Raw genomic sequence first — 22,917 nt, forward strand, 5'->3', positions numbered from 1 at the left:
CCGAACGCCCACCATCCCCCCGTCCACTTCCCGCCTTCGACCGCCGATGATGAGCGAGGAACGATCCGAGTGACCACCCCTCCATGCCCGTATGCCGCGCTGTACGAGCCCGAATTCCACGCCGACCCTCACACCGTCAACGAGCGGCTGCGCAAGGAGTACGGCCCCGTCATCCCCGTCGAGCTGGAGCCCGGGGTGCGGGGCTGGTCGGTGATCGACTACGCGACGCTGATCGCCTGGTGCCGCGATACCCGCACCTTCAGCCGCGACTCCCGCCGCTGGCGTGACTGGCGCGAGGGCAGGGTCGCCGACGGCTCCGGGACGCTCGGCATGATGATGCGCCGTCCCAACGTGCTCTTCGCCGACGGCGCCGAGCACCAGCGGCTGCGTCGCGCCGTCACCGACAGCCTCGCGGCGATGGACGCCACGGCACTGACCGAGGTCGCGCGGGCCTCGGCGAATCAGCTCGTCGACGCCTTCTGCGAGCGCGGCGAGGCCGAGATCCTGGAGGACTACGCCCGGCTGCTCCCGTTCCTGGTGATCAACCACCTCTTCGGGTTCGAGGAGGAGAACGCCCGGCGCTTCGCGGTCGCGATGCGCGACCTGTTCGACGGGATCGACGTCGAACGGTCCAACGCGGAGCTGGAACGCGTGGCCTCCGCCGAGATCACCCGCAAGCGCAGGCAGCCCGGCAAGGACGTCACCACCGGCCTGCTGGAGCACCGCGCGGAGCTGGCCGACGAAGAGATCCTCCAGCACCTCGTGCTCATCGTGGGTGCGGGCAACGAGCCCACCGCCAACCTCATCGCCAACGCCATGCGCATCCTGCTGACCGACCGCGACCTCGGCGACGACGTCGCCGGGTCGCGCACGAGCATCGAGGACGCGGTCGACCGCGTGCTGTGGACCGACTCCCCGTTGACCAACTACCCCGTCATGTACCCGACCTCCGATATCCCCCTGGCCAACGGACAGGAGATCAAGGAGGGCGAGCCCGTCATGCTCGGCTATGCCGCCGCCAACAGGAGCGTGGCCCATGAGTACGCCGAGAGCATGGGTTCCGCGCCCAACCGCGCGCACCTTGCGTTCGGCGTGGGGCCGCACCGCTGCCCTGCCCAGGACACCGCGATCATGATCGCGACCACGGGCTTGCGCACCCTCCTGCGCCGCCTCCCCGGGCTGCGGCTCGCCGTGGCGCCCGACGAGCTGGAGTGGCGGGTGTCGATCTTCGCCCGGTCGCTGACCCGGCTCCCGGTCGCGTTCGATCCCCAAGCCCCCCTCGAGGAAGGAACGCCGTGGAAACAGTCACCCTCGTCCCCGGAGACCTCCACCGCCAGTCCGGACACCTCCGCGCCCTCGGGCCGGTCGTCCCTGTCGAACTTCCTGGCCAGGTTGATGCGTGGGCGGTGACGCACCACTCGGCGGTCATGGAGGTGCTCACGCACCCCGCGGTCAAGAAGAACCCCAAGCACTGGCGGGCGTGGCGCAACGGCGAGATCCCGCCGGACTGGCAGCTCATCTCGTGGGTGGCCAACGAGAACATGCTCGCCCGCGACGATGAGGACCACACGCGGCTGCGCAAGCTCGTCTCCAAGGCGTTCACCCCGCGGCGGGTCGAGAAGATGCGCGCGCGGATCGAGGAGATCGTCGACGGCCTGATCGACCGCATGGCCGACACCGTCGCGGCGGGCGGCAACGAGGTCGGGCTGAAGGAGGCGCTGGCGCTGCCGCTCCCGCTGACGGTCACCGGCGACCTCTTCGGGGTCGAGGGCGACGACCGTCGCGCCGACCTCCAGCGCCTCATCTTCAACGTCTTCGACCAGTCCATCACCCCCGAGGTCGCGCTCGCCACCCACATGGAGATGCAGCGGTTCCTCGGCGATCTGGTGGCGCGCAAGCGCGCGGAGCCCGGCGACGACATGACCTCCGCCCTTATCCTGGCCCGCGATGAGGAGGACCGGCTCAGCGAATCCGAGCTGGTGTGGACGCTCATCCTCATCATCGGCGCCGGGTTCGAGACCACGATGAACCTCATCGTCAACGCGGTGCGGGCGCTGCTGACCCACCCCGACCAGCTCCGCCTGGTGCTCGACGGCACGCACACGTGGAGCGACGTCATCGAGGAGACCCTGCGCTGGAACACCTCGATCCACAACATCCCGCTCCGCTACGCGGCCGAGGACCTCGACGTCCAGGGGACGGTCATCAGGGAGGGCGACGCGATCCTGGTGTCCTACGGGGCGGCCGGGCGCGACCCGGGCGAGCACGGCGACACCGCCCACCTGTTCGACATCACGCGCGAGGACAAGACCCACGTCGCGTTCTCGCACGGCGCCCACTACTGCCTCGGGGCCAGCCTGGCCCGCATGCAGATCGGGATCGCCCTGCCCAAGCTGTGGGAGCGTTTCCCCGGCCTGGCCCTCGCCCCCGCGGAGACGGAGGACATCCCCTCCATCGTCTCCAGCGGCCTCACCGAGCTGCCGGTCCTCCTCAAGGGCTGAGCACGGCGGCATCGCCCGCAGCGCGCCGAAGGGCTCCGTGGACGGTACGTCCACGGAGCCCTTCGACGCACCGGGGGAACGGACACGGAAAGGCGGCCCCCGGGGACGGACCGGGGGCCGCCACCCGGCGGCGGGCTAGGCCGAGACGCGCTCGGCCGTGCCGCCGCCGGCGTCCGCCCGATGCAGGCCCTCGATCCAGTCGATGACCTGGTCGGCGGTGGAGGTGACGGGGGCGTCGGTGGTGTCGAGCAGCGTCATCGGGGGCGCCATCTCGTGGGCGGTCTCCCGGATCCAGGCGGTGTAGTCGAGCATCTCCGCGATGCGTGGCTCGTCCCACTGCCGCCAGGCCGGCCGGGCGCGCAGCCGTGCGGCGAGCACCTCGGGATCGCACATCAGCGCCAGGTAGCGGATGTCGGAGAACAACGAGCGCTCGGGCAGGCGCTCGAACTCGGGCGGCACGACGGTCCCGCAGAGCACGACCGGGCGGCCGTTCTGCTGGATCATCGACGCCATGCGCAGCCACGTCGAGCGGAACAGCCGGTGCTCGCCGTCGTGGTCGTCGCGCAGGCCGGCGGTCCACAGCAGGTCCTGCTCCAGCACGACGAAGCGGTCGGCGAGGCGCTGGAGCAGCAGGTGCGCCACGGTGGACTTGCCGGTGCCGCTGGGACCGGTGACGCAGTACAGCGGAAGCCGCCGGAAGGGGCGCCGGTGGCCGCACTCGGTGCAGCGGACCACCGGCACTGCGGGCTCCACGACGGGCTCATCGGTGCGCGCCCCGCAGCGCGCGCAGATCAACAGGTTCACAGGGATCCACCGGGATCAGTCGAAGAGGTTCTCCAGGAAGCTCTTGCGGCGTCGGTAGGGGCGGGGGGAGTCGGAGTAGCCGCCGCGGTAGGGGCGGGGGGAGTCGTGGTGGCCGCCGTGGAACGGCCCCGGGGAGTCGCTGCGCCCCCGGTAGCCGCGGGGGGAGTCGGCGTGCGGCCGGCCCCCGCCGTAGGCGGGCGGAGCCGCCGGGGCGCCGTAGTGGCGCTGTTCGGCGCGCAGGATCTGCTCAAGCTCCCCATGGTCGAGGAAGATCCCGCGGCAGTGGGTGCACTGCTCCAAGTGGATCCCCATGCGGTCAAAGGTCGTCATCTGGCTTTGGCACTTTGGGCACATCACGGCGTCATCGTATTCGGCCTCCTGCTGTGCTCCGGGTAAAAACCGTGCGACTCCCGGTGGAGGCCCGATGCCGTCGCCACCGGCCGGGGCGGCCCCGCCCTCGGGCACCCGGCGGCCCGGGACCGCTTCCCGCGGGACGGGGCCGCTTCAGGCCAGCCGGATGAGGAATGTTTCACGCCATCCGGGGTACACCACACCGTTTCGGTGTCGGTGCAGATCAGTGTGGGCCCAGTGGGACCCGTGCCGTCCGGCGCGGCCCCCCGGGGAGCCGGTTCCGGCGCCTCGTGCCGGCCGCGTGCTCATAAAATCGCGTGGGTGGCCCGGACTCGCGGGTGCCGCCCCCACCCGATCTGAGGAACCCTCACGCATGAGCACTGAGCAATCTGAGCCCGGTCGGCTGCTCGCCCGGCGCTATCGGCTGACCGAGCCGATCGGCGAAGGCGGCATGGGCCGGGTCTGGCAGGGTGCCGACGAGCTGTTGGACCGCCCGGTCGCCATCAAGGAGCTCAGCATCCCGCCGCACCTCCCGCAGCACGAGATCGACGTGCTGCGCACCCGGATGCTGCGCGAGGCCCACAGCGCCGCCCAGCTCAGCCACCCCAGCATCATCACGGTCTACGACGTCGTCGAGACCGACGACCGGCCGTGGATCGTCATGGAGCTGGTGCGCGGGCCCTCACTGGGCGACATCCTCAAGCGCGACGGCACGATGGCGCCCGAGCGCGCCGCCACGATCGGGCTCCAGGTGGCGGCGGCCCTGGCCGTGGCCCACGACCGCGGGATCGTGCACCGCGACATCAAGCCGGGCAACGTCCTCATCGCGGGCAAGCGCGCGGTGCTCACCGACTTCGGGATCGCCCGCGTCGAGGGCACCACCAACCTCACCCGCACCGGTCTGCTCGTGGGGTCGCCGGGCTACCTCGCCCCGGAACAGGCGCACGGCAGGAAGGCGACCCCGGCCACCGACATGTGGTCGCTGGGGGTCACCCTCTACCAGGCGGTGCAGGGGGTGACCCCCTTCGGCCGCGACACACCGGTCGCCACGCTCACCGCGATCGTGACCGAGGACGTCCCGCCTCCTGACGCCGCCGGTCCGCTGCGCCCGCTGCTGGAGCGGCTGCTCGACAAGGAGCCCGGCAACCGGCCCACGGTCCACGAGGCCGCGCGGATGCTGCACGAGGTGTCGGCCGCGGCGGCCCCGGCGGGCAAGAAGAAGCCGGCGAAGGCCAAGAAGGAGAAGAAGGAGCGCAAGGAGCGGGCGGCCGCGCCCGCACCGCCCCCCGGTCCCGGCCCCGAGGCCGGCGCCGCAGCGGCGCCGCCCGCCCCGCCGCAGCCGCCCGCCGGCGCCGCCCCGGCCGGGGCCCCGGCCCAGGGCCGATCCGGTGGGCAGGGCAGGTCCATCGCCCCCGTGGTCATCGCCGTCGTGCTCGCGCTGGCCCTCGCCGTCGGGGTCGGCTTCTGGCTGGGGGCCAACGGGGGCACCGAGGCCGAGCCGACCGGGTCCGAGGTCGCGGGCGACCCCGGCGCGGGGCAGGCCGGCGCCTCCCCGAGCCCGTCGGCGGAGGAGGAGGCGGCGGACGCCGGATCCGGCGACGGGGAGGAGGACGCGGAGGACGATGCCCCCGCGACCGCCCGCTACGAGGACGAGACCGGGTTCGCCCTCGACCTCCCCGACGGCTGGGAGCTCGACCGGCGCGAGGGCACCAGCGTGTTCTTCGACGTCCCCGGCGGCGGCTATCTACAGATCGACCAGACCGACCAGCCCGCGGGCAACGCCAAGGACGACTGGGAGCGCCAGGAGGGCGCGATCTCCGGCAACTTCGCCGGCTACGACCTCGAGGGCATCGACGAACTCGACGAGGACTACCTCGACCGCTACATCAGCGCCGCCGACTGGGAGTTCACCTACGACGGCTCCGACGGCCGCATGCACGCGGTCAACCGCGCCTTCCACACCGAGGAGAAGGGCTACGCCCTGTTCCTGGTGTCCCCGGAGGCCGAATGGGACCGCAACCGCGCCCTCCTCGACCCCATGACCGAGTCCTTCGAGCCCGCTTCCTGAGCCGGCGGCCCCGCCCGCTCCGGCCCCCCTACTTCAGCAGCTGGCGGGCCATCACCAGGCGCTGGATCTGGTTGGTGCCCTCGTAGATCTGGGTGATCTTGGCGTCGCGCATCATGCGCTCCAAGGGGAAGTCCTTGACGTAGCCGGCGCCGCCGAGGAGCTGGACGGCGTCGGTGGTGATCTCCATGGCGGCGTCGGAGGCGTAGCACTTGGCGGCGGCGCCGAAGAACGCCAGGTCGGCGTCGCCCCGCTCGGACTTGGCCGCGGCGGCGTAGACCATCTGGCGGGCGGTCTCCAGCTTCATCGCCATATCGGCGAGCATGAACTGGACGCCCTGGAAGTCGGCGATGGCCTTGCCGAACTGCTTGCGCTCCTTGACGTAGGCGAGCGCGTGGTCCAGCGCGCCCTGCGCGATGCCGACCGCCTGCGCCCCGATGGTGACGCGGGTGTGGTCCAGCGTGCGCAGCGCGATCTTGAGGCCCTGGCCGACCTCGCCGACGATGCGGTCGCCGGGGATGCGCACGTCGTCGAAGAACAGCTCGCGGGTGGGCGAGCCCTTGATGCCGAGCTTGCGCTCGGGCTCGCCGAGGGTGAAGCCCTCGTCGTCGTCATGGACGACGAACGCGGTGACGTTGCCGCCGCGCGGGCCGTCGGGGTCGGTGACGGCCATGACGGTGTAGTAGCGGCTGACCCCGGCGTTGGTGATCCACGACTTCTGCCCGTTGAGGATCCAGCCGTCGCCGTCGGCCACCGCCTGGGTGCGCATGCTCGCGGTGTCGGACCCGGCCTCGCGCTCGGACAGGCCGTAGGAGAACAGCGCCTCGCCGCGCGCGACCGGCGGCAGGTAGCGGCGCTTGACGTCGTCGGAGGCGGCGAGGATGAGCGGCATCGTGCCGAGCTTGTTGACCGCGGGGATCAGCGACGACGACGCGCACACGCGGGCGACTTCCTCGATGATGATGCAGGTGGCCAGCGCGTCGGCGCCCACGCCCTCGTACTCCTCGGCGATGTGCGCGGCGTGGAAGTCGGTGGCCCGGAGGGCGTCGTAGGCGGCCTGGGGGAAGGCGCTCTCGGCGTCGGTGGCGGCCGCGTGGGGGGCGATCTTGTCGTCGGCGACGGCGCGTACCGCTGCGCGCAGCTCTTCGTGGTCGTCGGTGGTGGTGAACAGGTCGAAGTCGCTCATGTCGCCCTTCTCTCCGATCGTGGCACTTCGTGCCTTTGTGTGGCATCTCGTGTCACCCTCTAGGGTCAGGGTAGATGGTCGGGGTGGATGTGCGCACGGGTACGGGTGCAGTTCACCGTGGCCGGTATGGGACGGACGAGTCATGGAGGTGGTCGTGGGGCAGACGGTCAAGGCCGAGCGGGGCAGAACGGTCATGCCCGCGCGCGGCGCGGTGGTCGCGGCGGCGGTTCGGCTGTTCACCGAGCAGGGGTATGAGGCCACCACGATGGAGGACATCGCGGCGGCCGCGGGCGTGAGTCGGCGCAGCCTCTTCCGCCACTTCGGCTCCAAGGAGGACGTGCTCTTCGCCGAGCACGACGTGCGGCTGGAGACGGTCGTCCGCTACCTGGAGGCGGCCCCCGGCGACGAGCCGGTGGCCACCGTGCGGGCCGCGGCGCGGATGGTCTTCCAGGGATACGTGTCGGCGCCCGAGACCACCGTTCCCCGCTTCCACCTGGTGCGCACCGTGCCGCGGCTGCGCGACCGGGAGATCGCCATGACCGCCCGCTACCAGGCCGCGTTCACCCACTACCTGACGCGCGGGCAGACCGAGGGCGACCGCGTGCTGGTCGGCGAGGCGGTCGCGGCGGCCGTCATAGCGGCGCACAACCACGTGCTCCGCTCGTGGCTGCGCGACCCCGGCCGCCCGGTGCCGTGGGCGCGGTTCGACCGCGCCATGGAGCTCGTCACCCGGTCGCTCGCCGCCGAACTGCGCGATCCCGGCGCCGAGCGGTCCGAGGCGGCCGTGCTCGTCGCGGTCTACCCGTCCGCGCTGAGCGGCGGCGACGTCCTGCGCCGCGTGCGCGAGGCGTTGGGGGAGGACGCGGACTAGCGTCGCGCCGGCCGGTTTCCCCGGGGCCGCTACCGGCTCCCCGGGGGGCCGCATCCAGCGGGTACGTGACGCCGCGGCCCCTCTGCTGGGGTAGATTCGGCGGGGGAGGCGCAGGTGCGCCTTCTTCGGCATGCGCGCAGACGCCCACCGCCGTGACAGCCGCGCGCCCCAGGCGCCGGACCCGATGAGGACGAGGGCCCACCCCCGGGGTGGGCGAGGAGACGGTACGCCGTGAGTGTGACAGCGGACAACGCCACGCAGAAGGCCCCGGAGGTCGCCGCCGAGGCCGCGCGGCGGCGCACGTTCGCGGTGATCTCCCACCCCGACGCCGGCAAGTCGACGCTGACCGAGGCGCTCGCGCTGCACGCCGCCGCGATCACCTCCGCGGGCGCGGTGCACGGCAAGGGCGACCGCCGCGGCGTCACCTCCGACTGGATGGAGATGGAGCAGGCGCGCGGCATCTCCATCACCTCCGCCGCGCTGCGCATCGACTACGACGGCCGCGTCCTCAACCTGCTCGACACCCCCGGCCACGCCGACTTCTCCGAGGACACCTACCGGGTGCTCTCGGCGGTGGACTGCGCGATCATGCTGCTCGACTCCGCCAAGGGCCTGGAGCCGCAGACCCTGAAGCTGTTCGACGTGTGCCGGGCCCGCCGGATGCCGGTGATCACCTTCGTCAACAAGTGGGACCGGCCCGGGCGGGAACCGCTCGAACTGCTGGACGAGATCGAGCAGCGCATCGGTCTGCGCCCCACCCCCATGAACTGGCCGGTGGGCATCGCCGGGGACTTCCGCGGGCTGATCGACCGCTCCGACGGCGACGGCTACACCAAGTTCCACCGCACCCCGGGCGGCGCCACCAAGGCCGTCGAGGAGCGGCTCACCGACGAGCAGGCCGCCGCGGCCGAGGACACCGCCTGGGAGCAGGCGCGCGAGGAGATCGAGCTGCTCGGCGAGATCGGCGCCGACTTCGACGAGGAGTCGTTCCGCGCCGGGGAGTCCTCGCCGGTGCTGTTCGGGGCCGCGCTGCCCAACTTCGGGATCTCCCAGCTCCTGGAGACCCTGGTGCGGCTCGCCCCGGCGCCGGCCGCGCAGCCCGACGCCAAGGGCGAGCCCCGGCCCATCACCGCCCCGTTCGCCGGCCAGGTCTTCAAGATGCAGGCCAACATGGACAAGGCGCACCGCGACCGCATGGCCTTCGTCCGGGTCGGCTCCGGCCGGTTCGACCGCGGCATGGTCCTGACCCACGCGGCCACCGGCCGCCCGTTCGCCACCAAGTACACCCAGGCGGTGTTCGGCAGCGAGCGGAGCACGATCGAGACCGCCTACCCCGGCGACGTGATCGCCCTCATCAACGCGCAGGCGCTGAGCGTGGGGGACACCCTCTACGACGGCCCCCGCGTGGAGTTCCCGCCGATCCCCAGCTTCGCCCCCGAGCACTTCGCTGTGGCGCGCGCGGTGGACGCCGGGCGCTACAAGCAGTTCCAGCGCGGCATCTCCCAGCTCGACAGCGAGGGGGTGGTGCAGGTGCTGTCCTCCGATGTGCGCGGGGAGCAGGCGCCGGTGCTGGCGGCGGTGGGGCCCCTCCAGTTCGATGTGGTCAAGCACCGCATGGAGCACGAGTTCCGGGCGCCGATCGAGCTGTCGCACCTGGACTACTCGCTGGCGCGCCGCACCGACGCGGCCTCGGCCCCGGTCCTGCACGGGCTCTCCGGCGGGGAGGTCCTCACCCGCCGTTCCGACGGCGAGCTGCTCATGCTCGTGCACAACAAGTGGCGCCTGCGCGTCATCGAGCGCGACCACCCCGATCTCGTCCTCGAACCACTGCTGGCGGGCGGCGTGGAGGCCGCAGAATAACGTTCCCGACGGGGCCGCGACTTCTCTGCTGAGGTCGCGGCCCTTCGTGTTCGCCTTGGGCGAATTTCTCCGCCGCGGTCCGATGGCGACCCGCTGTGTCAGGGCGTGACCTGCGGTGACGAGACCGTGGTCATGTGTCCGTTTTGTGAACGAGCACACCTCGCGTCACAGAGAAAAACCGTCAAAGTTTATGTCATGCTAAAACGAAGACGCAGTTCCTAGTGTGTCGCATGTCACCTGTTCGCGAATGCGTGACAATTGTATGATTTTGCTTCACTGGAGTTTAATGGAATCTGAACAGATTCACTGGTTCACCGGAACCCGGCACAAAGCCCGCGGGCTTTTCCCTGATTCCCCGCACCTCCGCCTGGAAAGGTTGGCTCGGGCATGAGCGACGACGGCAAACAGAGCACGGTAGAGCTGCGGTACGAGGGCGGAACCCAACCGCTGCCGCTGCTCACCGGCACCGAGGGTGAGCACGCCTTCGAGGTCAAGACCCTGCTGGCCGCGACCGGCACGACCACCCTGGATCCCGGGTTCGCCAACACCGCCGCCTGTCAGTCGAAGATCACCTTTATCGACGGCGAGGCCGGCATTCTCCGCTATCGCGGATACCCCATCCAGGAGCTCGCCGCCGGAAGCTCCTTCCTGGAGGTCGCCTACCTCGTCATCCACGGCGAACTCCCCGAGCCCGGCCAGCTGAAGGAATTCTCCGAGCAGCTCCGGGCCAACGCCGCGCTGCCGCCCGAGCTGCGCGCCATGCTCGACGCCTTCCCGCGCAACGCCCACCCCATGACCCTGCTCGCCAGCGCGGTCAACACGCTGGGCGCCTTCTACGCCGACTCCACCGACCCCGGCGACTCCGAGCAGGTCGACCGCGCCACGATGCTGCTGCTGGCCAAGGTCCCCACCATCGCCGCGCACATCTACCGCAACTCCATCGGCGAGGAGCCCGTCGCCCCCGACGAGTCCCTCGACTACGTCGAGAACTTCCTGCGCATGACCTTCGGCGAGCTCAGCGGCGAGGCCGATCTCGACTCGCTGTTCGTCAAGGCGCTCGACCTGCTGCTCATCCTGCACGCCGACCACGAGCAGAACTGCTCCACCGCCACCGTCCGCGTCGTCGGCTCCTCCCAGGCGAGCCTGTACGGCAGCGTCTCGGCCGGGATCAACGCCCTGTTCGGCCCGCTGCACGGCGGCGCGAACCAGGCCGTCCTGGAGATGCTGGAGGAGATCCGCGGCCTCGGCGGCGATGTCGACGCGTTCCTCGACAAGGTCAAGGACAAGCAGAGCAAGACCCGCCTCATGGGGTTCGGCCACCGCGTCTACAAGAACTTCGACCCGCGCAGCAAGGAGATCAAGGGCCTCGCCGCGCAGATCCTGGACCGCCAGGAGAACCCCGACGAGCTCTTCGAGCTCGCACTCAAGCTCGAGGGCAAGGCGCTCGCCGACCCCTACTTCACCGACCGTAAGCTCTACCCGAACGTCGACTTCTACAGCGGCGTCATCTACCGGGCCATGGGCTTCCCCACGAACATGTTCACCGTGCTCTTCGCGATCGGCCGGCTGCCCGGCTGGATCGCGCACTGGCGTGAGCAGCGCCTCGACCCCGCCGCGCGCATCGCGCGCCCGCGCCAGCTCTACGTCGGCCACGCTCAGCGGGCCTACCCCGGTAGCGCCTGACCACAGGGCACCACTCACCCGGCACCGGACGGCGGCCGGGGCGCGGAGACTTCCGCGTCCCGGCCGCCGTCCGTCTGTTTTGCACCAGGTCCGGGTAACGCTTTGACCTGGTCGATCATCGAGACCACCGTCACGGGGCAGGCGTGTAGGTGATCCGTCGACGATCGGGGAAGACATGCTCGACTACCTGGTGCGCCACTGGTGGGTGCTCATCCTGCGAGGGGCGATCGCCATCGTGTTCGGCCTGCTGGCCGTTGTCTGGCCCGCGATCACGCTGGTCGTGCTCGCGATCCTGTTCGGCTTCTACGCCCTGGTGGACGGGGCCATGGCCGGCGTGGCGGCGTTCCGGGCCGGCGACGGCAGCCGCGGCCCGCTGGTCGTCGAGGCCGTGCTCGGGGTGCTCTTCGGCATCGTCGCCCTGCTCTGGCCGGGGTTCACCGTACTGGCGCTGGCCCTGGTCATCGGCGCATGGGCGGTGGTGACGGGGGTTTTCGAGGTAGCCGCCGCCGTGCGGCTGCGCAAGGAACTCGCCCACGAATGGCTCTACGTCGTCAGCGGCGTGCTCTCCATCGCGTTCGGCATCGTGATCTGGTTCATCCCGGGCGTGGGCCTGGCGGCCGTCGCGCTGCTCATCGGGGTGTACGCGATCCTGTTCGGCGCGGTGCTGATCGCGCTGGGCCTGCGCGTGCGCGCGGAGGGGCGCAACCGCGGCATCATCGCCTGACCGTCCCCGCCCCCAGGCCCGCCCCTGCGGGTAGAGTCGCCGCGAAGCGCGGACCGCGGGGAGGGGAGGCCATGAAACGCCTGGCGACCCGGCCCACGGGCACCGCGGCCGACATCGTCCTCGCCGCGGCGGTGGGCGTCGCGCAGATCCTGGCCGAGTTCCCGGCGGCCTGGTTCAGTGGTGCACCGCTGTCGGTGCCCGGTTTCGCGTTCCTGGCCGCCGGAGCGGCGTCGCTGGCGGTCCTGAGCCGGCTGCCCATGCTCACCGCGCTGGCCGTGGGGGTGTGCACCCCGCTCTACTACATCTTCGGCCAGGCCGACGGATGGGCGGCGTGGCTGATGTTCGTCGTCGCCGTGGTCCGGCTGGGCGCCACCCGGCACCGCGCCTCGGCGATCACCGCCACCGTCGTGGTGCTGGCGGTCATCGCCGCCGGCGAGACGGTCCAGTTCGAGCCCGCACGCGCCTTCTACGTCGTCGGCTGGGTGCTGGTCGTGCTCGCCGCCGGCGAGATCGCCCGAAACCGCAGCGCCTACCTGCACGAGGTCGAGCGACGGGCCGCCGAGGCCGAGCGGGGCCGCGAGGAAGAGGCCCGGCGCCGCGCCACCGAGGAGCGGCTGCGCATCGCGCGCGAGCTCCACGACGTCATCGCGCACAACATCTCCCTGATCAACGTGCAGGCCGGGGCCGCCGCCCATGGCCGAGACCCCGATCAGGCCTTCGCCGCGCTCGACGCGATCAAGCGGGCGAGCAAGGACACGCTGCGCGAACTGCGCGGCACCCTCGGCGTGCTCCGCCAGGTGGACGATGCCGCGGCACCGTTGGCGCCGCCGGCCTCGCTGGCCCGGGTGGGCGACCTTGCCGCGCAGACCACCGAGGCCGGGCTCCCCGTCCGGCTGCGCGAGGAGGGCGACGCCGTCCCGCTGCCGGCCCCGGTCGACCTCGCCGCCTACCGGATCGTGCAGGAGGCGCTCACCAACGCGCGGCGGCACGCCGTGGCCTCCCGGGCGGAGGTGACGGTCGCCTACGGCCCCCACGGCGTGTCCGTCCAGGTCGACGACGACGGCCGCGCCACCCCGGGCGCCGCGGCGGCCCCCGAGGGCAACGGCCTGCGGGGCATGCGCGAGCGCGCCACCGCCCTCGGCGGCGACTTCCACGCCGGCCCCCGCCCCGAAGGCGGCTTCCGCGTCCGGGCCGTGCTCCCGGCTCCGGCGGACGACGGCGACCGGATCAAGGATCCCTCGGCCCCCTCCTGAGCCGCCGGAGCGCGCCGCGAGGACGGATCGCCGGGCCGGGAGCGGGCCGTCCGGATGCGGACGAGCGGAGCCGCGGGCCGCACCGGGCGAGCGCCGCCACCCGGTGTAGGCGCCGCGCTACCGGATCGCCCGGTGTCGCAGGGATTTCATGGCCGGACACGGCCGAAGACCGCCCCTCCCCTTGTGACCGCATCCGCGTGGTATGAGACTTTTCCCGTGGCGGGACCCGGCGGACGCTCCGATCCGCCCGCGGGACCAGTGCGGCGCATGAGGGGTGATGCGGCCAGTGCGGAACACTCTGGCGGCGAGTGGGCCGCCCGCGCGCCCGCAAGACGGCCGTGCCGCCCTCCGGTGTGCGGGGCGCGGCCGCGCCGTGCCCGGCCGGGCCTGCGCCGTGCGCGGCGGGGTGCCCCGATGAACCCCTGCACCGACCCGGGCTGCCCGGGCACCGTCGACGGCGGCTACTGCGATGTGTGCGGCATGGCCCCGGCCGGCTCCGAGAGCGTCACCCCGCTCAGCCCGCACGGCTTCGCGCCCACCGGCCCCGAATGGGGCGGCGCCGGGCGCTACGCGTGGAGCGCGCGCACGGACCGGTCGGTGCCCTCCGGCCGCGGCGGCCGCGACCCCTGGACCGCCTCCGAGCCCTCGGTGTGGGACGGCGTGTCCGGGCCGTCCGGCGTCTCCCACGTGTCGGGCCTGACCGGCCTGGGGATCTCCGGCATCATCGACGACGACGCCGCGGCGCGTCTGTTCCAGGACGCTCACGGGGGCGTGGACCACCCCGGGGACCGGGCGGACTCGGCGACCCCCGGCCCCCGCTCCGGCGGCCCCACGGGGCCGCGGACCACCAGCGGCCCGTCGGACCGCAGCCGCCGCTCGCCGTCCTCCGCGCGCGGGATGCTGGGCCTGGGCATGGTGCAGGTACCGCCCGTGCCCTACCGCGACCCCGAGACCGCGGTCATGGCCGACCCGGTCGTCGCGGAGAAGAACCGCTTCTGCGGGCGGTGTAACGCCCGCGTGGGCCGCTCGCGCCGAGGGCGGCCGGGCCGCACCGAGGGGTACTGCCGGACCTGCCGGGCGCCGTACTCCTTCACCCCCAAGCTGAAGAAGGGCGACCTGGTCGCCGGCCAGTACGAGGTCCTCGGCTGCCTGGCGCACGGCGGGCTCGGCTGGATCTACCTGGCGCGCGACCACAACGTCAGCGACCGGTGGGTGGTCCTCAAGGGGCTGCTCAACAGCGGCGACGCGGAAGCGCACAAGACCGCGACCGCCGAGCGGGCGTTCCTCGCCGAGGTGGAGCACCCCAACATCGTCAAGATCTACAACTTCGTCCAGCACCCCGACCCGCGCACCGGCATCCCCGCCGGGCACATCGTCATGGAGTACGTGGGCGGGAAGTCGCTGCGCGACCTGATCGTGGAGCGCCGCCGGCAGGGCGCCGGCGACGAGGCGCTGCCGGTCGAGCAGGTGATCGCCTACGGGCTGGAGATCCTGCGGGCGCTGGGCTACCTCCACCACCGGGGGCTGCTCTACTGCGACTTCAAACCCGACAACGTGATCCAGAGCGAGGAGCAGATCAAGCTCATCGACCTCGGCGCGGTCCGCCGCATGGACGACACGGTCACCTCGGTCTACACCACCCCGGGCTATCGGGTGCCCGAGAGTGAGCTGCGCGGGCCCGGCCCCTCCGTCAGCTCCGACCTGTACTCGGTCGGGCGGTCGCTGGCGGTGCTCAGCCTCGGCCACGCGTTCATCCGTGAGCACCCCCACAGCCTCCCCGAGGAGACCGACGAGCCGGTCCTGCGGCGCTACGAGTCCTACCACCGCCTGCTGTGCCGCGCGACCCACCCGTTCCCCGACCTGCGCTTCCACCTCGCCGCCGACATGGCCGAGCAGCTCACCGGCGTGCTGCGCGAAGTGCTGTCCGACATCCACGGCCGCCCGCACCCGGCGGCGTCGGGGCTGTTCGGCCCCGAGCACTTCCGCGTCGGGGTCATCACCCCCACCGGCCCGGTCGACGGTACCGACCGGCTGCTCCGGCGCCCCGACCCCGCGGTGGTGGCCGCCGCGCTCCCCGTCCCCCTCGTCGACCCCCAGGACCAGGCGGCCCAGCTGCTCGCGGGGCTCTCCTCGGTGCACCCCGAGGAGCTGGTCGCGACCCTGGAAGCGGTCGCCGACCCCAGCCCTGAGACCCGGCTCATGCTCGCCCGGGCGCTCATCACGCTGGGGCGCCCCGAGGCCGCCATCGCCCCATTGGAGGCGTACGGCGTCGACGCCCCCGGCGACTGGCGGATCTTCTGGTACCGGGCACTGACGGCGCTGAGCATCGGGGACCACGCCGAGGCGCACGACAGGTTCGACGAACTGTTCGGGCACCTGCCCGGCGAGGCCGCGCCCCGGCTGGGCCTGGCGGCGGCCTGTGAGGGCTCCGGGCTGCTCGACGCCGCCGCCCGCCACTACCGCGCCGTCTGGTACACCGACCACTCCTACGTCAGCGCCGCGTTCGGGCTGGCGCGGACCCGGCTGGCCCAGGGCGACCGGGCCGGCGCCGTCGACGTGCTCGACACCGTCCCCGACCGCTCCAGCCTCTACCTGACCGCACAGATGGCCGCGGTGGCGGCCCGGGTGGCCGCGCCCGACCCGGGCGAGCTGGAGGAGGAGGCCATCGTCGACGCCGGGGCCCGGCTGGACCGGCTCGGCCTGCGGGGCGAGTCCGGCGACCGGCTGGCGACCCGGGTACTCGAGGCCGCACTGGGCTGGATGCTGGCCGGGCGGTCCCCGGCGGCCGCCACGACCCTGCTGGGCGACCGGCTGACGGAGGCCGGCCTGCGCGGCAACCTGGAGCGCACCTACCGCGCCCTGGCCCGGGTAACGGTCGACGGCGGCGCCCGCCACGGTTTCGTCGACCAGGCCAACGCCGTGCGCCCGAGGACCTGGACATGACCGCCCCCGACGCCGACGACGGCGACCTCCCTCTGCGCCCCGGGCCCTCTCCTGAGCCCAGGCCGGCGCCCGAGCTTCGGGCAGCGTCCGAGTCCCGGGCAGCGTCCGGATCCCAGCCGCCGTCGGGCCGCGGCTCCGGCCCGCCCGCCGCACGCCGAGCGGGCGCGGGACCGGCAGGGACCCCGCGGAAGGCCCCCGGCCCGGCCGGCCGCACGGGAGCCGGCCCATCGGCGGCGCGCCGCAGGAACGACGACAACGGCTCACCGGACCGCACCGCACCCCGCCCCGCCGACACCCCCGCGACGGCGGGCGACGGCGGCCGGCCCTGCGCGCACTGCGGCCGCACGACGACCGGCGACGGGCCCGACTGCGCGGCGGCCCACCCGGCCCCGGGGGACGGCGAGACCCAGGGGCGTGGCCGAGACCATGCTGACGTGCCGGGGCAGGCACCCGAGTGTCCCCGGTGCGGCGCCGCGGTCGCCACAGGCCGTTGCCGCCGCTGCGGGCTGCGCCGGCCTGAGAAGCGCGACCACGTCGAGGTGGCCTCGTGTACCGCTGGGGGAGTGAGCGACCGCGGCCTGCGGCACAGCCGCAACGAGGACGCCATGGTGCTCCTCGCCCCCGGCGCGACCGCCCCGGCGCCGGTCGCGCCCGTCCCCGGCTCGGCCCCGCAGGCTCCTTCGGCACCGGTCTCCCCGGACCGGGGCGCCTCAGCGCCGACCGGAACGGCGGCGTGCGGCGGGAAGGCGGCCCCCGCCCCGGCCGCCGCGACGTCCGCCGACCCTGCGACGGCCGGCGAGGAGGCGGGACCGGGTCCGCAGGTCACGCGCGCCGTCCCACACGGCTCCGCGGCCGTTCCGGACGGCTCCGCCGCCGGCCCGGCGGAAGGTTCCCTCGGCCCGGACGGCGCCGCCTCCGCTCGTTCCACGGTGCGTCCGTCCGGTCCGCAGGCCGTCGTCGCCGTCGTGTGCGACGGCGTCTCCACTTCCCCGCGACCGCATGAGGCGTCGCGGGTCGCGGCCGATGTCGGCGCCGCCGTGCTCGCGGACGGCCTCGCCGCCGGCGGCTCGGCGCGCGACTCCACCGAAGAGGCGATGCGCAGCGCCGCGGCCGCGGTGTCCGGGCTCGCCGATTCCGGTCCGGAGGCGCCGGCGTGCACGTTCGTCTCCGCGGTGGTCCCCGCCGACGGCGGGCCGATCACCCTGGGCTGGATCGGCGACAGCCGGGCCTACTGGCTGGCCGCCCCCGGGGCGGGCAGCCGCTCGACGCTGCTGACCCGGGACGACTCGTGGGGGGAGGCCATGGTCGCGATGGACGTCATGACCCCCGCGCAGGCGCGGGCGTCGGTCCACGCCCACGCGCTCACCGCATGGATGGGCGCCGACTTCGGCCCCGTCGACGGCCACCTGGAGACCGTCGAGGTCCGGGGCCCGGGCGCGCTCCTGCTGTGCAGCGACGGCCTGTGGAACTACCTCCCCCAGGCGCACGCCCTCGCCGCCGCGGTCCCCGGCGCCGCCGACGACCCCCTGGAGGCGGCCCGCACCTTCATCCGCTTCGCCCTCGACAGCGGAGGCGGCGACAACATCACCGCGGTCGTGATCGCGGTCCCCGCCGGTCGCCGCGAACCCCCCTCCGTGGAGGCCCCCTGATGCCGCCGTCCCACGCGACCGACCGCCGGCGCCGTCGCCCGCCGCCGGCCTCACCCGCCCCACCGGCGCCGGCGAAGCCCGGGCGGCCCGGTCGCGGCCGGGGCACGGTCGGCCCTGCTCTTCGCCCCTGCCGTCTCCTCAGGGCGGTGGGACGCGTCGCCGCGGCGCACTCGGGCGGGGCGTCATCCGAGGGAGGGCCGCGGCCGTGCGCGGTCGCGACCGGCGCGATCCACCGGCCGTGGCACAGGGCGCGTGCGGCTCGGCCCGGGGGGCCGGGGGGCGACGGCGGCCTCCGGACGCCAGCCGCCCATCGCACGCAGGCCGTGCGCGGGCCGTGTCCCACCACCCGCCGTGCGGTCCGAGAGCGGGTGCCATGACGGGTGACATCGGGGCGCCGGAGTTCTCGGTGCGGGTCGATCAGAATCGGTTCCTGCCCCTAGGCGGGACGGACGTGCACGCGGTCGTGGAGGTCGCGGCGGCCGGGGTGCCGGACCGCCGGCCGCGTGACGGTGACGGGTCGGACGGGCTCGCGCTGGTGCCGACCGCGCCGGATGCCGCCGAGGTCGTCATCATCGACACCTCCGCATCCATGCGTGGCGAGAAGATCGCCGCGGCCCGGCGTGCCGCCGTTGCGGCGGTCGCCGCGCTGCGCGAGGGGGTGCTGTTCGCGATCGTCGCCGGCAGCGGCGACGCCGCCATGGTCTACCCCGGCGAACGCCGCCTCGTGGCCGCCACCCCCCGCACCCGCGCCGCGGCGGCCCGCGCGGTCGGCGGGCTGGCCGCCGGAGGCGGGACCCGCATGGGCGTCTGGCTGCGCGCGGCCGGTGAGCTGTTCGCCGCGCCGGACACCCCCGCTCTGCGCCACGCGATCCTGATCACCGACGGCCTCGACAACGAACTCCCCGGCGGTCTCGACGAGGCGCTGAAGGAGGTCGCGGGCCGCTTCGTCTGCGACTGCCGCGGCGTGGGCACCTCGTGGAGCGTCGACGAGCTGCGCCGGATCTCCTCGGCCCTCATGGGCGGCATGGGCATCATCGCCGACCCCGCCGACATGGCGGCCGACGTGCGCGCCATGACCGAGGCCGCCATGGGCAAGACCGTCGCCGACGTGGCGCTGCGGCTGTGGATCCCGCAGGCGGCGCAGGTCCGCTTCATCCGCCAGGTCGCGCCCGCCGTGCAGGACCTGCGGCGCATCGGCCGCGGGCCGCAGGTCGCCGACTACCCGCTCGGCGCCTGGGGCGACGAGGCGCGCGACTACCACGTGTGCGTCGCCGTGCCGCCCGGCACGCCCGGGCGCCGGATGCGCGCCGGGTGGGTGCGCGTGGTCGCCGGGGAGCGCGTCCTGGCGTCGGGCGACATCCTCGCCGAATGGACCGCCGACGGCGACCGCTCGGCCCGGATCGACGCCCGCGTCGCGCACTACACCGGCCAGACCCGGCTCGCCCGCGCTGTCCGGGAGGGGCTGGACGCCCGCAGGAGGGGCGACACCGACACCGCGACCGCCCGGCTGGGCCGGGCGGTCGCCCTGGCGCATGCCTTCGGCAACGAGGCCACGGCGGCGCTGCTGCGAAAGGTGGTCGACGTCGTCGACCCCGAGACCGGGACCGTCCGGCTGCGTTCGTCGGTCGCGGAGGTCGACGAGATGACGCTCGACACCGATTCCACCCGGACCGTGCGCACGCGCACGGCCGATCCAGCGGAGGGCTAGACCGCCGAAGGAAGGGCCCACCATGCCGACCTGCTGCCCGGCCGGGCACGACTCGGCCACCGACCGATTCTGCGCCGTCTGCGGCATCCGGATGCCCGCGCCGGCCGCGCGGCTCCACCTGCCCGGCCGGCGGACGCCGCCCGCTCCGGGCGGAGCCGATGAGCGGCCCTGCCCGGAGTGCGGCACCGGACGCGACGGACGCTACTGCGAGGAGTGCGGCTTCGACTTCACCGAGCTCGACACGACCGTCGCCTCCTCGCTCGGCGCGCCCGCGCCCGCCCACCACCTCGTCCGCGTACCGGCGCAGGTGAGCGGCGGCGCCCTTGGGACCGTACCGCCACCCGGCCGCCTCCGCGGCGGCCGGCCGCGCCGTCCGGGCGGCGGCGACCCCGAGGGCAGAGCGGGCCCGGCCGGCGTCTGGCGTGCCGTGATCGGCGCCGATCCGGCTTATTATCAGGCCCTGGCCGACCGCGGCGTACTCGATCCCGCCGCGATCCGCTTCCCCGCACACCCGGGGCTGCGGCGGCTCCCGCTCAACAAGAAGCGCATCCACGTGGGGCGGCGCAGCGCCGCGCGCGGCATCGTCCCCGACATCGACCTCGGAGTCCCCCCGGAGGACCCCGCTGTCTCACACCTGCATGCCATGCTGCTGGCCGTACCCGACGGCGGCTGGGTACTGCTCGACCTGGGCTCGACGAATGGGACCACCGTCAATGGGACCGGCGATCCGATCGCACACGACGCAGCGGTGCCGCTGCACGACGGCGACCGCATCTACGTGGGTGCGTGGACGGTCATCACTCTCCAGAAGGGCTGACCCGCGATGATCAGCGGAGCGACCGGCGGCCCGGCCGTCGCCGATGTGCCCGCTCCCCCCGGGGGGCGCATCGCCCGCTCCTTCCGGCGCCGGCGCATCCTGCGCCGGCTGCGCGGCCCGTACGGCACCCGTGTGCGGATCTGGCTGCTGACGGCCCTGTGCCTGGCGTCGGTGGGTGCGCTGTTCACGGTCACCACGGTGGCGATCTCCCAGGCGCGCGAGGGCTTCCAGGTCATCGGGCACGGCGCCGGACCCAAGGTGGCGGCCACCGCCGACCTGTACTTCGCCCTCAGCGACATGGACGCCCAGGTCGCCAACATCCTGCTGATGGGCGACGAGCACACCCTCGGGGAGGGCCGCGACGCATCGGTGCGCCGCTACGAGCTGCGCCGCGACGAGGCCAACTCCGCCCTGCTGCACGCGGCCCAACTCGCCGGAGGCGACCCCGCCGAGCAGCGGACCGTCCGGGAGGTCCTCAACGGCATGGGCGACTACGAGCAGCTCGTCGCCGAGGCGCGCCTGCTCAACGACGAGGCGGGCTCCGGCCCGGGCCAGCCCACCGCCGGCGTCGTGGACACCTACCGTCAGGCGACCGACCTCATGCGCCTGGAGCTGCTGCCCAAGGCCTACAACCTGACCCTGGAGAGCGGGGCGACCGTCCGGACCACCTACGAGGAACGGCGCTCCGACATCCGGCTGGGCCCGCTGTGGGTCGCGATCTCGGGCACGGTGGCGGTCGGTTCGCTGGTGGCCCTCCAGCTGTTCCTGCGCGCCCGGTTCCGCCGCCGCTACAACCCGGCGCTGGCCGCGGCGACGGTGGGCGTGCTCGCCCTGGTCGGGCTGGCCACCGGGATGCTCCAGAACCAGGCGGAGCAGTTGCGCACGGCCAAGGAGGACGGCCTCGACTCCGTCATCGCGCTGTCGAGCGCCCAGGCGATCAGCACCGGGATGAACGCCGACCAGAGCCGCTGGCTGCTCGACCCCGAGCGCGCCGACACCTATGCCCAGAGCTTCTTCGAGGACGCGCAGACGGTCCTCTACGTCGAGGGACCGGGTGGCGTGGTCCCCGGCGACCTGCTGGCCTACGACAGCGAGGTGGGCGCGCTGGTCGCCGACCGGTCCGGCTACCGGGGCCGGATCCTCGGCTTCCTCGGCGACGAGCTGGACAATACCCGCCTCGACGGTCAGGCGGAGGCGCAGGGCGAGGTGCTGCGCGCCTACGACGGCTTCCTGCGGGCCGACCGCGAGATGCGCGCCATCGCGGGGGACGGGCGGCGGCGCGCGGCCGTCAGCGCCCACATGGGCGGGACGGGGTCGGTCGAGGACGCGTTCGACCGCTACGAGGAGTCGCTGATCAACCTCACCAGCCTGCACCGGGCCACCTTCGACAACGCGGTGAACGCGGGCGACCGCGGGCGGGCCGGGTGGGACGTGCTGCTGCCCGCGTCGACCCTGGCCTTCGCCGTGCTCATCCTCGCCGGTGTCCGCCCGCGCCTGGCCGAGTACCGGTGACCGGCGGGCCGGCCCCCGGTCACCGAGGCGGACCGGCCCCGGAAACGCTCGACGACGCCCCATGACACCGGACCGACCCGATCAACCCGCACAACCCGATCAACCCGGACGACGACCGGACGACCGGACGATGAGGAGACGAGGAGACGGCGATGCGGTTGCGTGATCTCGCACTTCCCCTGGCCGCGGTCCTGGCGGTGTGCTCCTGCACGGGGGCGCTCGGCGAGACCCGGTCGCTGCTGTCCCGCGAGACCCTGCGGATCGGGGTCAAGGCCGACCAGCCGAGCCTGGGCCTGCGCGAGGCCGACGGCTCCTTCACCGGGTTCGACGTGGACGTCGCGCTCGACGTCGCCGACCGGCTCGGCGTCGAGCGCGAGGACGTCGAGTTCGTCCCGCTGACCTCGGCGCAGCGCGAGGAATACCTGATCGAGGGCAGGGTGGACCTGGTCGTGGCCACGTACTCCATCACCCCCGCCCGCAAGACCGAGGTGACCTTCGCCGGCCCCTACTACGTCGCCCACCAGGACATCCTGGTCCGCGCCGAGGAGACGTCGATCGACGACGTCCGCGACCTGGAGGGCCGGCGCCTGTGCCAGGGCGAGGGGTCCAACTCCGCCGACCGGGTCATCGAGGAGCGGGGGATCGGCGCCCGCCTCGTTGAGGCGCCGAGCTACAGCGAGTGCGTGTCCATGCTCGCCGAGGGCGAGGCGGACGCGGTGACGACCGACGACCTCATCCTCGCCGGGTTCCTGCTCCAGAACCGGTCCGCCTTCAAGCTCGTCCAAGCGCCGTTCACCGACGAGAGGTACGGGATCGGCGTCGCCGAGGAGGACGTGTCGGGCTGCGAGGCCGTCAACCGCGCCCTCACCGACATGTACCAGGACGGCACCGCCGAGCGGCTGCTGACCACGTGGTTCGGCGACACCGGGCTGGACATCGTGACCAGCGTCCCGCAGTTCGAAGGCTGTTCCTAGCCCGATGCACCGCACC

At 73.4% G+C, this 22,917-nt stretch carries 17 protein-coding genes; 14 read left to right on the forward strand and 3 right to left on the reverse strand.

Going from position 1 to position 22,917, the window contains the following annotated elements; genetic code table 11:
• The first annotated feature begins 69 nt into the window (after window positions 1–69).
• Both ACFOVU_RS19750 and ACFOVU_RS19755 read left to right on the forward strand, forming a co-directional pair.
• Window positions 70–1,410, forward strand: a complete 1,341-nt coding sequence (locus tag ACFOVU_RS19750; RefSeq protein ID WP_378535758.1) for a cytochrome P450 — start codon at window positions 70–72, stop codon at window positions 1,408–1,410.
• On the forward strand, window positions 1,407–2,501 hold the full coding sequence (locus ACFOVU_RS19755) for a cytochrome P450 family protein (protein WP_378535760.1): 1,095 nt from the start codon (window positions 1,407–1,409) through the stop codon (window positions 2,499–2,501). The genes ACFOVU_RS19750 and ACFOVU_RS19755 overlap by 4 nt, the downstream gene beginning before the upstream one ends.
• Before the next feature lie 135 nt (window positions 2,502–2,636).
• Here ACFOVU_RS19755 and ACFOVU_RS19760 read toward each other — a convergent pair whose 3' ends face one another.
• Together ACFOVU_RS19760 and ACFOVU_RS19765 are read right to left on the reverse strand one after the other, a co-directional pair.
• Window positions 2,637–3,305: an AAA family ATPase gene (locus ACFOVU_RS19760; protein ID WP_378535762.1), complete on the reverse strand. Its 669-nt coding sequence runs from the start codon at window positions 3,303–3,305 to the stop codon at window positions 2,637–2,639.
• A 15-nt stretch (window positions 3,306–3,320) separates the two neighbouring features.
• Window positions 3,321–3,659 carry a TFIIB-type zinc ribbon-containing protein gene (locus ACFOVU_RS19765; RefSeq protein WP_378535924.1) on the reverse strand — a complete coding sequence of 113 codons (339 nt, stop codon included), beginning with the start codon at window positions 3,657–3,659 and terminating at the stop codon, window positions 3,321–3,323.
• A 370-nt stretch (window positions 3,660–4,029) separates the two neighbouring features.
• Here ACFOVU_RS19765 and ACFOVU_RS19770 point away from each other — a divergent pair, with 370 nt between their 5' ends.
• A complete protein-coding gene (locus ACFOVU_RS19770; RefSeq protein ID WP_378535764.1) occupies window positions 4,030–5,724 on the forward strand; it encodes a serine/threonine-protein kinase in 1,695 nt (564 codons plus the stop codon).
• A gap of 28 nt (window positions 5,725–5,752) precedes the next feature.
• Here the strand turns inward: ACFOVU_RS19770 and ACFOVU_RS19775 are convergent, their stop codons facing one another.
• Window positions 5,753–6,907 (reverse strand): acyl-CoA dehydrogenase family protein, encoded by a 1,155-nt coding sequence (locus ACFOVU_RS19775; RefSeq protein ID WP_378535766.1) that lies wholly within the window; start codon window positions 6,905–6,907, stop codon window positions 5,753–5,755.
• 193 nt (window positions 6,908–7,100) lie between these two features.
• On the opposite strand from ACFOVU_RS19775, the gene ACFOVU_RS19780 reads away from it, so the two are divergent.
• The 11 genes from ACFOVU_RS19780 to ACFOVU_RS19830 all read left to right on the forward strand — a co-directional run bounded on the left by ACFOVU_RS19780 (window position 7,101) and on the right by ACFOVU_RS19830 (window position 22,901).
• Window positions 7,101–7,778, forward strand: a complete 678-nt coding sequence (locus ACFOVU_RS19780) for a TetR/AcrR family transcriptional regulator (RefSeq protein WP_378535926.1) — start codon at window positions 7,101–7,103, stop codon at window positions 7,776–7,778.
• Window positions 7,779–8,009: 231 nt separating this feature from the next.
• Window positions 8,010–9,638, forward strand: a complete 1,629-nt coding sequence (locus ACFOVU_RS19785; protein ID WP_378535767.1) for a peptide chain release factor 3 — start codon at window positions 8,010–8,012, stop codon at window positions 9,636–9,638.
• A 387-nt stretch (window positions 9,639–10,025) separates the two neighbouring features.
• Entirely contained in the window at window positions 10,026–11,321 is a 1,296-nt protein-coding gene (locus tag ACFOVU_RS19790; RefSeq protein ID WP_378535768.1) for a citrate synthase, read from the forward strand.
• 175 nt (window positions 11,322–11,496) lie between these two features.
• Window positions 11,497–12,045: an HdeD family acid-resistance protein gene (locus tag ACFOVU_RS19795; RefSeq protein WP_378535769.1), complete on the forward strand. Its 549-nt coding sequence runs from the start codon at window positions 11,497–11,499 to the stop codon at window positions 12,043–12,045.
• 71 nt (window positions 12,046–12,116) lie between these two features.
• The gene (locus ACFOVU_RS19800) at window positions 12,117–13,298 is read left to right on the forward strand and encodes a sensor histidine kinase (RefSeq protein ID WP_378535770.1); all 1,182 of its coding nucleotides are present in this window, start codon (window positions 12,117–12,119) and stop codon (window positions 13,296–13,298) included.
• A 414-nt stretch (window positions 13,299–13,712) separates the two neighbouring features.
• Window positions 13,713–16,241, forward strand: a complete 2,529-nt coding sequence (locus ACFOVU_RS19805) for a serine/threonine-protein kinase (protein WP_378535772.1) — start codon at window positions 13,713–13,715, stop codon at window positions 16,239–16,241.
• A gap of 563 nt (window positions 16,242–16,804) precedes the next feature.
• Complete coding sequence (locus tag ACFOVU_RS19810) at window positions 16,805–17,890, forward strand: protein phosphatase 2C domain-containing protein (protein WP_378535774.1); 1,086 nt, start codon at window positions 16,805–16,807, stop codon at window positions 17,888–17,890.
• Between the two features lie 373 nt (window positions 17,891–18,263).
• The gene (locus ACFOVU_RS19815) at window positions 18,264–19,598 is read left to right on the forward strand and encodes a vWA domain-containing protein (RefSeq protein ID WP_378535776.1); all 1,335 of its coding nucleotides are present in this window, start codon (window positions 18,264–18,266) and stop codon (window positions 19,596–19,598) included.
• A 22-nt stretch (window positions 19,599–19,620) separates the two neighbouring features.
• Window positions 19,621–20,415, forward strand: a complete 795-nt coding sequence (locus ACFOVU_RS19820; RefSeq protein WP_378535778.1) for an FHA domain-containing protein — start codon at window positions 19,621–19,623, stop codon at window positions 20,413–20,415.
• 6 nt (window positions 20,416–20,421) lie between these two features.
• Window positions 20,422–21,927: a hypothetical protein gene (locus ACFOVU_RS19825; RefSeq protein ID WP_378535779.1), complete on the forward strand. Its 1,506-nt coding sequence runs from the start codon at window positions 20,422–20,424 to the stop codon at window positions 21,925–21,927.
• A gap of 152 nt (window positions 21,928–22,079) precedes the next feature.
• Entirely contained in the window at window positions 22,080–22,901 is an 822-nt protein-coding gene (locus ACFOVU_RS19830) for a glutamate ABC transporter substrate-binding protein (RefSeq protein WP_378535781.1), read from the forward strand.
• Window positions 22,902–22,917 lie beyond the last annotated feature (16 nt).

The sequence above is a fragment of the Nocardiopsis sediminis genome, from assembly GCF_042650565.1.
Classification (GTDB): domain Bacteria; phylum Actinomycetota; class Actinomycetes; order Streptosporangiales; family Streptosporangiaceae; genus Nocardiopsis_B; species Nocardiopsis_B sediminis.

What these genes read in the sequence shown, in the direction of transcription:
- ACFOVU_RS19765 (WP_378535924.1), bottom strand. Translation starts at nt 3,659, where the DNA reads ATGTGCCCAAAGTGCCAAAGCCAGATGACGACCTTTGACCGCATGGGG.
- ACFOVU_RS19770 (WP_378535764.1), top strand. Translation starts at nt 4,030, where the DNA reads ATGAGCACTGAGCAATCTGAGCCCGGTCGGCTGCTCGCCCGGCGCTAT.
- ACFOVU_RS19775 (WP_378535766.1), bottom strand. Translation starts at nt 6,907, where the DNA reads ATGAGCGACTTCGACCTGTTCACCACCACCGACGACCACGAAGAGCTG.
- ACFOVU_RS19780 (WP_378535926.1), top strand. Translation starts at nt 7,101, where the DNA reads ATGCCCGCGCGCGGCGCGGTGGTCGCGGCGGCGGTTCGGCTGTTCACC.
- ACFOVU_RS19790 (WP_378535768.1), top strand. Translation starts at nt 10,026, where the DNA reads ATGAGCGACGACGGCAAACAGAGCACGGTAGAGCTGCGGTACGAGGGC.
- ACFOVU_RS19795 (WP_378535769.1), top strand. Translation starts at nt 11,497, where the DNA reads ATGCTCGACTACCTGGTGCGCCACTGGTGGGTGCTCATCCTGCGAGGG.
- ACFOVU_RS19800 (WP_378535770.1), top strand. Translation starts at nt 12,117, where the DNA reads ATGAAACGCCTGGCGACCCGGCCCACGGGCACCGCGGCCGACATCGTC.
- ACFOVU_RS19805 (WP_378535772.1), top strand. Translation starts at nt 13,713, where the DNA reads ATGAACCCCTGCACCGACCCGGGCTGCCCGGGCACCGTCGACGGCGGC.
- ACFOVU_RS19815 (WP_378535776.1), top strand. Translation starts at nt 18,264, where the DNA reads ATGACGGGTGACATCGGGGCGCCGGAGTTCTCGGTGCGGGTCGATCAG.
- ACFOVU_RS19820 (WP_378535778.1), top strand. Translation starts at nt 19,621, where the DNA reads ATGCCGACCTGCTGCCCGGCCGGGCACGACTCGGCCACCGACCGATTC.
- ACFOVU_RS19825 (WP_378535779.1), top strand. Translation starts at nt 20,422, where the DNA reads ATGATCAGCGGAGCGACCGGCGGCCCGGCCGTCGCCGATGTGCCCGCT.
- ACFOVU_RS19830 (WP_378535781.1), top strand. Translation starts at nt 22,080, where the DNA reads ATGCGGTTGCGTGATCTCGCACTTCCCCTGGCCGCGGTCCTGGCGGTG.